Raw genomic sequence first — 14,580 nt, 5'->3', positions numbered from 1 at the left:
CGGCGGACCCGGTCAAGGGCGTGTCCGCCGGGACGCGCCCTACGCCTCGGTCGCGGTGGGGCCGGCGCCCGTCTCGGCGTTGCGCCGCGTCTTGGCCCACCCGGTCCTCCCGCGCACCAGGCGCACCGAGCCGCGGGTGGAGACGATGAACAGGTGGTAGGCGTACAGCCACAGGGCGAGGCCCCACAGCACCCCCGTCAGCCGTGAGCGGTCGGGGGCGTACTCCTTCCGGTAGACCGGTCCCCACAGCACGAACGGCAGCACGGACAGGACGCCGAGCGCCAGGGCGAGCGGCCACGCGGCGAGCAGCACCGTGCCCGTGGCCGCCGTGACCAGGAGGAACACCAGGAGCGCGGTCAGCGCGAGGACCGCGAGGTGCGCGATCGGCTGGAAGAACGTGTAGACCGCCTCCAGCACCCCGCGGGCGCGGTAGTGGCGCGAACCGATGATCCGGCCCGCGTACCGCACGCACTGGATGTTGCCCTGCGCCCAGCGGGTGCGCTGGGTCAGGAACCGGCGGGTGTGGGGCAGGGCCTCCTGGGTCACCCAGGTGTCGGGGACGTGGGTGACCCGGTAGCCCGCCAGGCGCATCTGCAGCCCCAGCTCGTAGTCCTCCAGCAGGGCGTCCTGTTTCCAGGGGCGGCGCTCGGCCGCGGCGATCCGGTCGAGCGCGGTGAGCCGGGTGAACTGCCCGTTGCCGCCCAGGCCCACCGAGCCGGTGCGGCGGCGCAGCATCTGCATACCGGTGTTGGACACGGCGAACTCCGCGTCCTGCATGCGGATCAGCACCCGCGCGTAGGCGTTGGCGAGCCTGCCGCGCTCGGGCAGCGGGCGCTCGTCGTCCACGTTCCGCATCCGTACGCCGATCTGCACGCCGCCCGTCTCGGGGTCACCGAACCCGTCCGGCCCGCAGACCATCGCCGGGGCGCCGGGGGAGAGCCGGCCGTCGGCGTCGACCACGCAGACGACGACACGTGAGCGGTCCACGTCGCCGAGGTGGGCGTTCAGCGCCTCGTACGCGGCGTTGAGCGCGGCGCCCTTGCCGATCCGGGCGTCGGGGCGGCGGCGGGAGACGAGCCGGACGGCGGGGTCCTCGGCCGCGAGGGCCGCCACGATCGGGCCCGTCCGGTCGTCGCTGGCGTCGTCGATGACCCAGACGTGGGAGCGGGGGAAGTCGTCGCGCAGCCGGGCGACCGTCGTCGCGATCACCGTCTCCTCGTCCCGGCACGGCACGAAGAAGTGCCAGTCCCAGGCGGCGGGGTCACCGGGCTCGGTGGTCCCGCGCCGGGCGTAGGCGTGCCGCGAGCCGGCCCAGTAGAGCAGGAAGCAGCCGAGGAGGAGGAACGGGAAGACGGCGAGCGCGAGCTCCGGGATCATGCGGGGTCCTCAAGGGGGTCGTGGGGCGGGTGGGCGGCGGCCGCCCCGCCTCGGCGGTCCGGGGTGGGGCGGCCGCACCGGCGCGACGCGGCTCAGGCGGCGAGCAGCGGAGCGGGACCGGCCGCGCCCGCGGCGCCGCGCGGGACCACCCCGGCGATCAGCTCCGCGATCCGCCGGGACGCCGAGCCGTCGCCGTACGGACTCGGGAGGGCCGCCAGCCGGCGCAGACCGTCCGGCCCCTCGGCGAGGCGGCGGTGCGCGGCCTCGCCGATGCCGGGGCCGGGCGCGACGAGCTCGGCGAAGTCGGCGAACGCCTCGGGGCGCTCGGTGGACCGGCGGACCACGACGAGCGGGCGGCCGAGGACGGTCGCCTCCTCCGGCACCCCTCCGCTGTCGGAGACCAGGAGCGCGGCCTCCCGGGCCAGCGCGAGGAACGTGCCGTACGAGGTCGGGTCGATCACCGTCAGCCCGTCGAGGAGCGGCCGCAGGCCGGCCGCGTCGATCCGGGTCCGGGTGCGTGGGTGCAGAGGGAGGACGACGGGCAGCGTCCTGCTCAGCGCGGCCAGTTCGCCGAGGACGGCCGCCAGCACGGCCGGATCGTCGGTGTTCTCCGGGCGGTGCACGGTCGCCAGCACGTACGCGTCCGCCGTCAGACCGAGGCCGCCGAGCAGCCGTGCGCGCTCCCGGGCCGGCGGCAGGTGGTCGCGTACCGCCTCCACGACGGTGTTGCCGGTGACCTCGATCCGCTCGTCCGCCACCCCCTCGGCCAGCAGCAGCGCCCGGTTCTCCGGGGTGGCCGCGCACAGGACGTCCGCCAGCCGGTCGATGACCACCCGGTTGTGCTCCTCCGGCATCGAACGGTCGTGGCTGCGCAGCCCCGCCTCGACGTGGATCAGCGGGATCGAGCGCGCGTTCGCGACGAGGGCGCCGGAGAGCGCGGCGTTGGTGTCGCCCTGGACGACCACGGCGAGCGGGGGGTCGGCGGCGAACAGCCCGTCGAGCGCGGCCAGCGCGGACCCCACCTGTACGGCCCGGGGCCGCCCGCCCACGCCGGTCAGGTACTCGGGTTCGGGCAGCCCCAACTCGTCCAGGAAGGCCCCGGACAGCGCGTCGTCGTAGTGCTGTCCGGTGTGGACGACCCGGGCGGCGGGGCCGAGCAGCCGGATCAGCTCGGCGAGCTTGACCAGCTCGGGCCGGGTGCCGAGGACGACGGCGACCTTGCGATCTGCGGAGAACGTCATGGCGTGAGCTTTACGTCCCCCCGTTGCCGGAACGGGTGCGTTCCGGTTGCTCCACGGTTGCTTCGCCGGTTTTACGGTATTCGAGGACTTTGTGCCCCGGCCTTTCGTCCCGGGTCAGGGGGCGCTCTGCGAACCGTCGGCGTCCTCGTCCCCGGGGACGAAGCGGTACCCCAGCCCCCGTACCGCCTCGACGGGGTCCCGGCTGTCCGGACCGGCCGCCCGGCGCAGCTTCCGGCGCAGCCGCAGCACCGCGAACTTCACCCGGTCCCCGCCCGTGCCGCCGCTGTCGCCCCACACCCGCGTCAGCAGGTGCCGGGTGGTGACGACGCGGCCCCGGTTGCGGACGAGCAGCCACAGCAGCCGGTACTCGATGTCGCTGAGCCGCACCTCCTCGCCGTACCAGAGCACGGCCCGCCGCTCGGGCACCAGGCGCAGGTGCTCGCCCACGCCCTCGCCGGCCCACTGCCGGTGCCCGACGCGGCGCAGCAGCGCCTCGACCCGCGCCACCAGCTCCTCGCCGTGGAACGGCTTCACCAGGTAGTCGTCGGCACCCGCGCGCAACGCCCGCACCCGGTGCTCGACGCCCTCCAGGCCCGACAGCACCAGCACCGGCAGATCACTCACGTCACGGGCCCGGTTCAGCACCCGCCAGCCGTCCAGCTCAGGCACCACGAGGTCCAGGACCATCAGGTCGGGCCGCTGCGCGAACAGCAGCCGCAGGCCCTCACGGCCGTCGGCGGCGGTCACCACCTCGTACCCGGCCCGCAGCAGCAGCCCGCGCAGCGCCACGACCGTCGCGGCGTCGTCCTCCACGATCAGCAGCTTGGGCACCATCCACCGCCGGGGTCGAGAGCGGGCCGCGCCCCGCCCCGGGAGCGGCGGCCGGGCCCACCCCAGTCAACCAGGGGCGACGTCCTCCCGCAGCGCGGCCCCGCGCCTCCTCCCGGCGACGGGGCCGCGCGGCCCCCGGGCTCAGTTCCCCGCGCCCCGCACCGCCGCCACCGCCTTGCGGGCCGCGACCAGCACCGGGTCCCAGACCGGCGAGAACGGCGGCGCGTACCCCAGGTCCAGCGCCGTCATCTGCTCCACCGTCATGCGGGCCGTCAGCGCCACCGCCGCCACGTCCACCCGCTTCGCCGACCCCTCACGGCCGACGATCTGCACCCCGAGCAGCCGCCCTGTCCGCAGCTCGGCGATCATCTTCACCGTCATCGGCTTCGCCCCCGGGTAGTACCCCGCCCGCTGCGTCGACTCGATCGTCGCCGTGACGAAGCGCAGCCCGACCGCCGCCGCGTCCTTCTCCCGCAGCCCGGTCCGGGCGATCTCCAGGTCGCAGACCTTGCTCACCGCCGTACCGACCACGCCCGGGAACGTGCCGTACCCGCCGCCCACGTTGGAGCCGATCACCTGGCCGTGCTTGTTGGCGTGGGTGCCCAGCGGGATGTGCCGGGGCCGGCCCGAGACCAGGTCCAGGACCTCCACGCAGTCGCCGCCCGCCCAGATGTCCTCGTGGCCGACGACCCGCATCGCCTGGTCGGTCAGCAGTCCGCCCTGCGGGCCCAGCGGCAGACCGGCCTCCCGCGCCAGCCCTGTCTCCGGCTCGACGCCGATGCCGAGGACCACCACGTCCGCCGGGTACCTGACCGCGTCCGTCGCCACCCCCGTCACCCGGCCGTCCGCCCCGGTCAGGATCTCCGTCACGGCCGCCCCGTTGACCGTGGTGATGCCCAGCCCGTCCATCGCCTCGTGCACCAGCCGCCCCATGTCCGGGTCGAGCGTCGCCATCGGCTGCTCGCCCCGGTTCAGGACGGTCACCTCGAAGCCCCGCTTCAACATCGCCTCGGCCATCTCGACGCCGATGTACCCGGCGCCCACCACGACCGCCCGCCGGGCCCCCTCGGTGCCCAGCGCGTCCAGCGAGTCGAGCAGCGCCTGACCGTCGTCCAGGGTCTGCACCCCGTGCACCCCGGCCGCGTCCATCCCCGGCAGTTCCGGGCGGACCGGACGCGCCCCGGTGGCGATCACCAGCTTGTCGTACCCCGTCCAGTACGCCTCACCGCTCTCCCGGTCCAGCGCCCGCACCCGCCGCCCGGAGACGTCCAGCCCGGTCACCTCGGTCCGCATCCGCAGATCGATGGACCGCTCCCGGTGCTCCTCGGGCGTACGGGCGATCAGGTCGTCGCGCGCCCCGACGTCGCCGCTCACCCAGTACGGGATGCCGCACGCGGAGTACGAGGTGAAGTGGCCGCGCTCGAACGCGACGATCTCCAGCTCGTCCGGCCCCTTGAGCCTGCGGGCCTGGGACGCGGCGGACATGCCCGCCGCGTCCCCGCCGATGACCACCAGTCGCTCCGCTGCCATGCCGGGCTCCTTCCGTCCGATCAGAGGGCCCCACGCTACGGTGCCGGGGCGGTCAGGAGGCCGCCGCACCCCCGTTGTCGCCGGCCGACCGCGCCGGAAGCGAAGCGGCCGTACGACGGGCCTCCCGGCGCCCGCGCAGCACCCGCCAGACCACCACGCCCAGCGCCGCGGTGAGCAGGAACGGGAACGTCGCCCCGAACGCCACCGCGATCCACCGCAGCATCGTCACGAACGCGTCCCAGCCGCCGCCCAGCGCGTCCAGGAACCCGGGGTCGTCGTCCTTCTCCTCCCCGTCGTCGCCCGGGGCGTCCGGCGGCGTCAGGTCCAGGGTGATCGTCGCCAGCGAGGTGCGGTCCTTCAGGCTCGCCTGCTGGGCCAGCAGCGACTCCAGATCGGCCTGGCGGCTGCTCAGCTCGCCCTCCAGGGCGACCACGTCGCTGATCCGCTCCGCCTTGTCCATCAGCTCGCGCACCCGCGCCACACTCGCCCGCTGGGTGGAGATCCGGCTCTCCACGTCGACCACCTGGTCGGTGACGTCCTTCGCATTCGAGGTGCGCGCCAGCAGCTTCCCGGACCCGGACAGCTCCCGCAGCACCTCCCCGAACCGCTCCTGCGGCACCCGCAGCACCAGGTGCGACGTCTCCCGCGTGTCGTCGAGCCGCTCGGTGTTCTCCGACGCCACCAGACCGCCCGCCCCCTCCGCGGCGGCGCGCGCGGCGGCCACGGCCTTCGGCACGCTCTTCGCCTCGACGGAGAGCGTGGCCGTACGGATGACGTGGCTCGCCGCCGTCTTCGGCGCCTTCTTCCCCGACGCCTTGCCGTCCGCCCGCGACTCGGTGGCGGCGGAGGCCGCCCCGGCCCCGTCCGGCCCGTCCGCGAACCCCTCGCGCGAAGCGGCCTTCCCGTCCGCCGCCTTCGCCCCGCTGTCCGACGCGTCGCCCGACGCCCCGCAGCCGCCGACGGCGAGCAGGAGGCCGAGCGTTCCGGCGACGAGCACCGCGCGCCCCCGGACGAAGGACCGATCGATTCCGCTGTTCATGCTCACAACACGTCCCCCCAGGACCTCGGTTGATGTCGTCTGTTCGACGGGGCGGTCCCGTGACGGGTTGCCGGTGGGCGGTTGCGAAGTGGTCACGGTCAGGACGCGGAACGGGTTTGAGAGAGTGGACCCATGCAGCGTTCTCAACAGCGTGCGGACACGCCCCCGGGCCACGTCGTCGTCATCGGCGGCGGCATCGCCGGCCTGGCCGCCGCCCACCGCCTCGTCGCCACCGGGGTGCGCGTCACCCTCCTGGAGGCGACGGACCGGCTCGGCGGCAAGCTCATGACCGGCGAGATCGCGGGCGTCCAGGTCGATCTGGGGGCCGAGTCGATGCTCGCCCGGCGCCCCGAAGCGGTCGCCCTGGCCGAGGAGGTGGGCCTGGCCGACCGGCTCCAGCCGCCCGCCACCGCCACCGCCTCCCTCTGGACCCGGGACGCGCTGCGGCCCATGCCCAAGGGCCACGTAATGGGCGTGCCCGGCGACCCGGCGGTCCTCGGCGAGGTGCTGTCGCCCGAGGGCCTGGCCCGGATCGCCGAGGAGCGCGACCTCACCCCGACCGCCGTGGGCGACGACGTCGCGGTCGGTGCGTACGTCGCCGACCGGCTCGGCCGCGAGGTCGTGGACCGGCTGGTGGAGCCCCTGCTCGGCGGGGTCTACGCGGGCGACGCCTACCGGATCTCGATGCGCGCCGCCGTGCCCCAGCTCTTCGACGCGGTCCAGGAGGGCGGCCCGCTGCTGGACGCCGTCCGCCGCATCCAGGAACGCGCCGCGGCCCGGCAGCAGACCGGCCCCGTGTTCCAGGGCATCGCGGGCGGCATCGGCACGCTCCCGGCCGCCGTGGGCGACGCCGTACGGGCCGGTGGCGGCGAGATCCTCACCGCCACCCCCGTCCTCGGCCTGACCCGTACGGAATCCGGCTGGGCCGTCCGCACCGACGCCCGGACCATCGCCGCCGACGGCGTCGTCCTGGCCGCCCCCGCCTGGTCCGCCGCCACCCTGCTGGCCGCCGAGTCCCCGGCCGCCTCCGCCGAACTGTCCGGCGTCGAGTACGCCTCGATGGCCCTGGTGACCCTGGCCTTCCGGCGCGCCGACATCGAGGCGCACACGGCGCTGCGCGGGCGCTCAGGCTTCCTCGTGCCGCCGGTCGACGGGCACACCATCAAGGCGTCCACGTTCTCCAGCAACAAGTGGCAGTGGGTCGCCGACGCCGCGCCCGACCTGTTCGTGCTCCGCACCTCCGTCGGCCGCTACGGCGAGGAGGACCACATCCACCGCGAGGACGGCGAACTCGTCGCCGTCTCCCTGCGCGACCTCGCCGCCGCCACCGGCCTCACCGCCCGCCCCGTGGACACCGAGGTCACCCGCTGGATCGGCGGCCTGCCGCAGTACCCGGTCGGCCACCTCGCCCGGGTCGCCCGCATCCGCGACGCGGTCGCCGGACTGCCCGCGCTGCGGGTCTGCGGCGCGGTCTACGACGGGGTCGGCATCCCGGCCTGCGTCGCGAGCGCGCACCGGGCGGCCGACGAGATCCTCCGCGACCTGGCGGAGAACCCGGGCGGAAGCACGGGCATGAACCCGGCGCGGATCGACGGGGAGATCGCGGGGGAGATCATCGCCACGCCGACCCGGGTTCGGGGCACGGGGAGCGAGGCGGGACAATAGCCGTATGAGTGCTCCTGAGACTGCGACATCAAGCAAGAGTCCGAACGCCGGCAAGAAGGCCAAGGACCTCAACGAGGTCATCCGCTACACCCTGTGGTCGGTCTTCAAGCTGCGCGACGTGCTCCCCCTGGACCGCGCCGGATACGCCGACGAGGTCCAGGAGCTGTTCGACCAGCTCGCCGCCGAGGACGTCACCGTCCGCGGCACCTACGACCTTTCGGGTCTGCGGGCCGACGCGGACATCATGATCTGGTGGCACGCCGAGACCTCGGACCAGCTCCAGGACGCGTACAACCTCTTCCGCCGCACCAAGCTCGGACGCGCTCTCGAACCGGTCTGGTCCAACATGGCCCTGCACCGGCCCGCCGAGTTCAACAAGTCGCACATCCCGGCGTTCCTCGCCGACGAGACGCCGCGCGACTACATCAGCGTCTACCCCTTCGTCCGGTCCTACGACTGGTACCTGCTGCCCGACGAGGACCGCCGCCGCATGCTCGCGGACCACGGCAAGATGGCCCGGGGCTACCCGGACGTCCGCGCCAACACCGTCGCCTCGTTCTCGCTCGGCGACTACGAGTGGATCCTCGCCTTCGAGGCCGACGAGCTGTACCGCATCGTCGACCTGATGCGCCACCTGCGCGCCTCCGAGGCACGTCTCCACGTGCGCGAGGAGGTCCCGTTCTACACGGGCCGCAGGAAGAGCGTCGCGCACCTGGTGGCCGGGCTCGCATAGCCAGCGAGTCCCGCACCACCCCAGCCCGGAAGATCAGAAGGGCGGGCACCGGGCACCGACCGTGCCGCCCGCCGTTCCAGCGACACCGGGTTCGGCTTCGGGGGCCGCCGCACCGTGAAGGTGCGGCGGCCCCCTCGCCGTACGCGGGTACGCCCGTACGCCGCTGCGTCCGCGTGCCTGTACGCCGGTGCGCTGCTGTGCTCGTACGCCCTTACGTCCGTCCGCGTGCCCGTACGGCGCGCGCCTTCGGCGTCAGTCCAGCGACACCGCGTTGGGCTCGGGTCGGGCGGCGCAGTCCGCGCTCCGCCCCGGCACCTCGCCGGTCAGCAGGTACCGGCGCAGATGCTCGTCCACGCACGGGTTCCCGGCCCCGCCGACCCCGTGCGTCCCCGCGCCCCGCTCGGTCACCAGCGACGAGCCGGGCAGCCGCCTCCGCAGCTCCAACGCCCCCCGGTACGGGGTCGCCGCGTCCCGCTCCGCCGCCAGGATCAGCACCGGCGGCAGCACGCCCCACCGCGTCCCGACCTCCAGCGGGCGCTGCCGGGGCGCCGGCCAGAACGCGCACGGCAGATTGGTGAACGCGTTGTCCCACGCCTCGAAGGGCGCGACGCGCGCCAGCTCCGTGTGGTCGCGGTCCCAGACGGCGAAGTCCTCGGGCCACGGCGCGTCGTTGCATTCGACGGCCGTGTACACCGCCTGCGCGTTCTCGTTGTCCTTGGCCGCCACCGCGCGCGGGGACGCCTGCGCCACCAGCGGTTCCGGGTTGCCCCGGACGTACTCGGACAGCGCCGTCGCCCGCATCGCCCAGTAGTCGTCGTAGTAGCCGGCCGACAGGAACGCCCCGTGCAACTGCCCCGGTCCGACCTTGCCGCCCGCCGGCTTCACCGCCAACTCGGCGCGCACCGCGTCGTAGTGCTTCCCCACCGCTTCGGGGGTGGTGCCCAGGCGGTACACGTCGTCGTGCTTCGCCACCCAGCGCCGGAAGTCCTCCCACCGCCGCTCGAAGGCCACCGACTGGCCCATGTTGGAGCGGTACCAGATCTGCTCGGGGTCCGGGTCGACCACCGAGTCGAAGACCATGCGCCGTACGTGGGTGGGGAACAGGGTCGCGTACAGCGCGCCGAAGTACGTCCCGTAGGACGCCCCCATGAACGTGAGCCGCGGCTCGCCCAGCGCGGCCCGCAGCACGTCCAGGTCCCGGGCATTGTTCAGCGAGGTGTAGTGGCGCAGGGAGTCGCCCGCGTGTTCGGCGCAGCCTCGCGCGTAGGCCCGCGCACGGGCGATCCGCCGCTCCTTGTCCGCCTGCGTGGGGTGGACGGGGGCGTCGGTCGGGCCCTTCGTGTACGCGGACGGGTCCTGGCAACTCAGCGGCGAGGAGGACCCGTTCACCCCGCGCGGGGCGTAGCCGACCAGGTCGTACGCCTCCGCGATCTCCTTCCACTCCGGCAGTTCCCCGGCCATCGGGAAGGTGATGCTGGACGCGCCGGGCCCGCCCGGATTGTAGACGAACGCGCCCTGCCGGTCCTCGGCCGGACCGGTGGCGGGGGTGCGGCTGACGGTCAGCTCGAGCTGCCGCCCGTCCGGTTCGGCGTAGTCGAGCGGCACTTTCACCGTGCCGCACTTCAGGGAGTCCGGGAGCATCTCCTCCTCGGGGCAGGCGGCGAAGTCGATCCCGGCGGACGCGGCGCGGGCGGCGGCGATCGCGGTGCCCCGGGCCTCGGCGGGGCCCCGGCCCTCCCGGGCGGCCGCCGGCGCGACGGCCAGAGCGGACAGGACCAGGGAGCCGACGGTGGTGTAGAGCGCAGCTGTTCTCACGCGCGGTACCTCTCTGCGGATGAGGAGAGGGACGGCGGTGCCTCTCCGCGGATGCGGAGAGGGATGGTCGGGCGGGCGGGCGGCGATGTCCAGCACTGTCGTCGCATGTCCCCGTGAACCACCCCTATGGGTGGTCAACGACCTTACGTACAGGGCTGTTTCAGGCCGCTCGGGTCCTGTCCGGGAGCCGTCTCCGCCGCGTCCGCTTCAGGGGCCACGGCTGTCTTCGCCGCGCCCGGTTTCAGGAGCCGCGCCGTCTCCGAGGCGTCCGGTTCAGGAGCCGCCGCCTCCGCACCCACCACCGCCTCCGCCCCCGCAGCCGGAGCCGCCGCCTCCCCCTCCGCAGCTCGATCCGCCGCCTCCGCAGCTCGACCCCGAGCCACCGCCGCACCCGGAGCCCGAGGAGCACCCGGACCCGCCGCCGCATCCCGACCCGGAACCGCCCCCGCTGGACCCGCCGCAGCTCGATGCGCCGGGGCCGGAGGCGGCGCACCAGACCGTCGTGGCGGCGACGGCGGTGGCCCCCGTCGTGGAGGACCCGTAGGTGTGGCCGGAGGAGCGGCGGCGGCGCGGGGCGCCCAGCCGCGCCGCCGCGATCAGCTGGGCCCGGAGCGCCGGGTCCGGCAGCGCGCGCAGCCCCCGCACGGCGACCAGGTGGGCCGGGTCGGCCGCCTGGGCGTGGGCCGCCCCGAACCCCTGCGCGGCCCGGCGGCCCGCCCCGGTGATCCGCCTCGCCGCGACCGAGGCGACGACGAGACCGCTGATCCCGCCGACCACGATCGCCGGCAGCATCTTGACGACGAACGGGGCCGGCAGGTCGAAGGACGCGCCGTGCGTCGCGTACTGGAGGACCGTCAGCACGATGGAGACCGGGAACGCGACCAGGCAGCTCACGCCCTGTACCAGCCCCCAGCGCCATACGCCGCGGTTCGCGGCGGGCGGGACGAGCAGCCCGCGCTGTGCCAGCCCGTCGCCGATCTCCTGCACCGCCGGGTGACGCATCGCCGCCTCCCGTATGACGTGCAGCGCGCCGCTCGGAGCGGCCGACAGCTCGTGGAGCACGGCGCGTTCCACCGGGTCGTCCGCCTGCGGACGCTGTACGGAGATGATGCCGGGGCCGCCGATGAGCACGCGGCCGTCCGCGTACAGGGCGGTGAGCGCGGTGTCCACCACCCTGGCCGGTCCGCCGTTCAGGAACGCGGCCTCGTAGAGGTCGTGGACGCCGGGGAAGGGCCCGGCCGAGGGGCGGCGGGACCCGGCGGAGACGGCGGTCGTGACGAGGAGGACCGCCGAGACGAGAGCCGCGATGTTCAGCAGCAGAGCGAGAGCGTTCACGGCGTTCACCTCCCCACGAGGGCGGCGCGCGCCGCACGGATCAGCCGGGTGGCCCGGCCCGGCGGGCGGGAACCCGAGCGGTCCCGCCACCAGTACGTCAGCTCGCGCCGCGCCACCGGATCGGCGGGGCCGCCCGCGATGAGCACGTGCTCGGCGAAGTCCAGGGCGTCGCGCCGGTAGCCGCCGGACATCGGCCGGCCTCCCGCGTACGCGAGGAACGCCGCGCGGTAGCCGTCGCCGAGGATCTCCGGCAGCTCCGGGGCGACCTTGGCGACGACGTCCGCGCGCTTGGCCGCCAGCGACCTGCTCTGCACCCGCAGCCGCGCGGGGTCGAAGCCGGCGGGGGCGGGCGTCCCGGCGACCAGCGCGGAGAGCAGCGCGGTCTGTGCGACGGCCGTACGGTCACGGGCGGCGTCGGAGACGGACGACGCGGAGACGGAGGGCGCGGGGGCGGCGGGAACGGTGACCGTCCGGGCCGGGGATCCCACCGGAACCTGAGACCCCGCCGGGGGCGCCGCCTTCCGCAGCGTCGCCCGGATCGCGTCCAGTTCGCCCGCCAGCTCCCGCGCCGGCGGGAACGCGTCGTCCCGCTCCAGCAGCACGCCCGGCGGTTCGACCCGGGACCGCAGCTCCGCCAGCACCTCCAGCACGGGAGCGGTCACCGGGTGGGCGTGCGTGTCGTGCCAGACGCCGTTCTTCTCGACCCCGCCCGCCACGTGGACGTACGCGATGGCCTCCACCGGCAGCTCGTCCAGCGCCTTCGCCGGGTCCTGGCCGAGGTTGACGTGGTTGGTGTGCAGATTGGCCACGTCGATCAGCAGCCGCACCCCGGTCCGCTCGACCAGCTCGGCCAGGAACTGCCCCTCGGTCAGCTCCTCGTCGGGCCAGGTGATCAGCGCGGCGATGTTCTCCAGGGCGAGCGGCACCGGCAGCGAGTCCTGCGCGATCCGCACGTTCTCGCACAGCACGTCGAGCGCGTCCCAGGTGCGCGGTACCGGCAGCAGGTGCCCCGCCTCCAGCCCCGGCGACGCGGTCAGCGGCCCCCCGGACCGTACGAACGCGATGTGCTCGGTCACCAGCGGCGCGCCCAGCAACTCGGCCCGCGCCGCCAGGGCGGCGAGGCGGCCGGGATCGGGCCGGTCCGCGCCGCCGAGGCCGAGCGCCACCCCGTGCGGCACGACGGTGACGCCGCGCTCCCGGAGCCGTACCAGGGAGTCCGGCAGATGGTCGGCGCAGAGGTTCTCCGCGACCGCCTCCACCCAGTCGATCCCGGCCAGCGCCTCCACCTCGTGCGCGATCTCCGGCCGCCACCCGATGCCGATGCCCAGTTCCATGGTGCCCCCGTCCCCCTGCTCACCTCGTTCTGTTCCGGGGTCATGGCCCCGTCACGAGGCGATGAACCCGAGCAGTGGGACGTTCAGAGCAGGATTTGAGGTTCCCGGCCCGCCGCGCCCGCCGCCCCCGGCCCGCCCGCCGCGGGCATCGGCGGCCTCCGGGGAGGTGGCGGAGGAGGCGCTCAGCGGCGCAGCGCCGGATGGTCGGCGATCACGGTGCAGGAGCCCGGGGCGATCTCGGTGAACCCGGCGTCGCGCACGACCGGCAGCCCGCTCTCCGTCAGCTCCCGCCAGCGCGCCGCCCCGGGGGTCGCCACGGAGAGCGGGAACCCGGCCTCGCGCCACGCCTTGCGCTCGGTCCCGGACAGTTCCCACCAGGCGAGCTGCGCCCCGTGCCCGACCTGGGCCATCGTCTTGCCCGCCGACATGTCGACCTCGGGGTTCAGCCAGAGCACCGGGCCGGACAGGTCGGGCGCGGCGGGCGGCTCCGGGTCCTCCAGATCGGTGCCCGACACCTGGAGCTTCGCCAGCTCCTTGGGCCAGCCGTCCAGCGGGATCGGCGGGAACACCCGTACCTCCGCGCCGTCCTCGCCCGTCACCGTGATGCCGTCCAGCGCCGCGGCCTTGCGCCACTCCGCGCCGCGCGCCCGGCGCACGACCTTGCGGATGCGGGCGTCCTGCCAGTCCCGCATCGCCTCCGCCCACGCCCCGTCGCCGAGGGACCGCTCGTCGGCGAGGATCGTCAGCACCGCGCGGGCGGCGGTCCGCAGGGCGTCGGTACGGGCGGGCGGGTCCGTCTTCTCCAGGTGGAGCACCAGCGGCAGGACGAACTGCGGCGCTTGGTCGCGGTCGGTCGGGCCGCTGCGGAAGGGGCTCTCGGAGGCGGGGGAGGGGATGTCGTCGCTGCTCACCGCCCCAGTCTGCCAGGCGGGCGCGGTCACCTGCTTGGCGGAACGGCGTGGTCCGGGTGAGGATGCTCCGCATGAAGAGCGATCTCTTTTCCAGCGAGCACCTGGCCCAGCCGGCCACCGCCCCCGGCATGACCCTGCAGAACGCCAAGTCGATCAAGTACGCCGTCAACGGGGAGATGCACGCCCGCCAGGGTTCGATGATCGCCTTCCGCGGCAACCTCCAGTTCGAGCGCAAGGGCCAGGGCATCGGCGGCATGCTTAAGCGCGCGGTCACCGGTGAGGGCCTCGCGCTCATGGCCGTCCGGGGCCAGGGCGAGGCGTGGTTCGCGCACGAGGCGGCGAACTGCTTCATCGTGGAGCTGGACCAGGGCGACTCCATCACCATCAACGGCCGCAACGTCCTGTGCTTCGACCCCACGCTCTCCTACGAGATCAAGACGGTGAAGGGCGCCGGCATGGTCGGCGGCGGCCTCTTCAACAGCGTCTTCACGGGCTACGGCAAGCTCGGCCTGATGTGCGAGGGCACCCCGATCGTGATCCCCGTGACCTCCGCCCAGCCGGTGTACGTGGACACGGACGCGGTCGTCGGCTGGAGCCAGCAGCTCACGACGAGCCTGCACCGCTCCCAGAGCGTCGGCTCGATGGTGCGCGGCGGCTCCGGCGAGGCGGTCCAGCTGATGCTCCAGGGCGAGGGCTTCGTCATCATCCGCCCGAGCGAGGCCAGGCCGGAGAAGACCTCCAACTGAGGCCGCACCGAAGGGGCCCGGGG

At 74.6% G+C, this 14,580-nt stretch carries 12 protein-coding genes; 3 read left to right on the top strand and 9 right to left on the bottom strand.

Annotated elements, in window-relative coordinates:
- Positions 1–39: 39 nt before the first annotated feature.
- From IF19_RS0101525 to IF19_RS0101505, 5 genes are all read right to left on the bottom strand, one after another.
- Positions 40–1,377: an XrtP-associated glycosyltransferase gene (locus tag IF19_RS0101525; RefSeq protein ID WP_030119857.1), complete on the bottom strand. Its 1,338-nt coding sequence runs from the start codon at positions 1,375–1,377 to the stop codon at positions 40–42.
- A 92-nt stretch (positions 1,378–1,469) separates the two neighbouring features.
- A complete protein-coding gene (gene wecB / locus IF19_RS0101520) occupies positions 1,470–2,618 on the bottom strand; it encodes a non-hydrolyzing UDP-N-acetylglucosamine 2-epimerase (protein WP_030114848.1) in 1,149 nt (382 codons plus the stop codon).
- 114 nt (positions 2,619–2,732) lie between these two features.
- A complete protein-coding gene (locus IF19_RS0101515) occupies positions 2,733–3,452 on the bottom strand; it encodes a response regulator transcription factor (protein WP_078580395.1) in 720 nt (239 codons plus the stop codon).
- Positions 3,453–3,590: 138 nt separating this feature from the next.
- Complete coding sequence (locus IF19_RS0101510) at positions 3,591–4,979, bottom strand: FAD-dependent oxidoreductase (protein WP_030114850.1); 1,389 nt, start codon at positions 4,977–4,979, stop codon at positions 3,591–3,593.
- 52 nt (positions 4,980–5,031) lie between these two features.
- A complete protein-coding gene (locus tag IF19_RS0101505; protein WP_030114851.1) occupies positions 5,032–6,018 on the bottom strand; it encodes a DUF4349 domain-containing protein in 987 nt (328 codons plus the stop codon).
- A 132-nt stretch (positions 6,019–6,150) separates the two neighbouring features.
- Here IF19_RS0101505 and hemG point away from each other — a divergent pair, with 132 nt between their 5' ends.
- On the top strand, positions 6,151–7,683 hold the full coding sequence (gene hemG / locus IF19_RS0101500) for a protoporphyrinogen oxidase (RefSeq protein ID WP_030119860.1): 1,533 nt from the start codon (positions 6,151–6,153) through the stop codon (positions 7,681–7,683).
- A 4-nt stretch (positions 7,684–7,687) separates the two neighbouring features.
- A complete protein-coding gene (gene hemQ, locus IF19_RS0101495; protein ID WP_030114854.1) occupies positions 7,688–8,416 on the top strand; it encodes a hydrogen peroxide-dependent heme synthase in 729 nt (242 codons plus the stop codon).
- A gap of 252 nt (positions 8,417–8,668) precedes the next feature.
- On the opposite strand, the gene IF19_RS0101490 is transcribed toward hemQ, so the two are convergent.
- The 4 genes from IF19_RS0101490 to IF19_RS0101475 all read right to left on the bottom strand — a co-directional run bounded on the left by IF19_RS0101490 (position 8,669) and on the right by IF19_RS0101475 (position 13,811).
- Positions 8,669–10,231 carry an alpha/beta hydrolase gene (locus tag IF19_RS0101490; protein ID WP_030114855.1) on the bottom strand — a complete coding sequence of 521 codons (1,563 nt, stop codon included), beginning with the start codon at positions 10,229–10,231 and terminating at the stop codon, positions 8,669–8,671.
- A 273-nt stretch (positions 10,232–10,504) separates the two neighbouring features.
- Positions 10,505–11,566: a TIGR04222 domain-containing membrane protein gene (locus IF19_RS0101485; protein ID WP_030276145.1), complete on the bottom strand. Its 1,062-nt coding sequence runs from the start codon at positions 11,564–11,566 to the stop codon at positions 10,505–10,507.
- A 5-nt stretch (positions 11,567–11,571) separates the two neighbouring features.
- Positions 11,572–12,900, bottom strand: coding sequence for an MbnB/TglH/ChrH family RiPP precursor modification enzyme (locus IF19_RS0101480; RefSeq protein WP_030114858.1), 1,329 nt, complete (start codon positions 12,898–12,900; stop codon positions 11,572–11,574).
- A 182-nt stretch (positions 12,901–13,082) separates the two neighbouring features.
- A complete protein-coding gene (locus IF19_RS0101475; RefSeq protein ID WP_030114859.1) occupies positions 13,083–13,811 on the bottom strand; it encodes a peptidyl-tRNA hydrolase in 729 nt (242 codons plus the stop codon).
- Between the two features lie 71 nt (positions 13,812–13,882).
- Between IF19_RS0101475 and IF19_RS0101470 the strand changes: the two genes are divergently transcribed.
- On the top strand, positions 13,883–14,557 hold the full coding sequence (locus tag IF19_RS0101470; protein ID WP_030114860.1) for an AIM24 family protein: 675 nt from the start codon (positions 13,883–13,885) through the stop codon (positions 14,555–14,557).
- Positions 14,558–14,580 lie beyond the last annotated feature (23 nt).

The sequence above is a fragment of the Streptomyces californicus genome, assembly GCF_000717645.1.
Classification (GTDB): Bacteria; Actinomycetota; Actinomycetes; order Streptomycetales; family Streptomycetaceae; genus Streptomyces; species Streptomyces californicus.
This window is presented reverse-complemented; position numbering and strand designations above follow the sequence as displayed.

Excerpts from the sequence above, each read along its gene's own strand:
- IF19_RS0101525 (WP_030119857.1), bottom strand. The coding sequence starts at position 1,377 with ATGATCCCGGAGCTCGCGCTCGCCGTCTTCCCGTTCCTCCTCCTCGGC.
- wecB (WP_030114848.1), bottom strand. The coding sequence starts at position 2,618 with ATGACGTTCTCCGCAGATCGCAAGGTCGCCGTCGTCCTCGGCACCCGG.
- IF19_RS0101515 (WP_078580395.1), bottom strand. The coding sequence starts at position 3,452 with ATGGTGCCCAAGCTGCTGATCGTGGAGGACGACGCCGCGACGGTCGTG.
- IF19_RS0101510 (WP_030114850.1), bottom strand. The coding sequence starts at position 4,979 with ATGGCAGCGGAGCGACTGGTGGTCATCGGCGGGGACGCGGCGGGCATG.
- IF19_RS0101505 (WP_030114851.1), bottom strand. The coding sequence starts at position 6,018 with ATGAACAGCGGAATCGATCGGTCCTTCGTCCGGGGGCGCGCGGTGCTC.
- hemG (WP_030119860.1), top strand. The coding sequence starts at position 6,151 with ATGCAGCGTTCTCAACAGCGTGCGGACACGCCCCCGGGCCACGTCGTC.
- hemQ (WP_030114854.1), top strand. The coding sequence starts at position 7,688 with ATGAGTGCTCCTGAGACTGCGACATCAAGCAAGAGTCCGAACGCCGGC.
- IF19_RS0101480 (WP_030114858.1), bottom strand. The coding sequence starts at position 12,900 with ATGGAACTGGGCATCGGCATCGGGTGGCGGCCGGAGATCGCGCACGAG.
- IF19_RS0101470 (WP_030114860.1), top strand. The coding sequence starts at position 13,883 with ATGAAGAGCGATCTCTTTTCCAGCGAGCACCTGGCCCAGCCGGCCACC.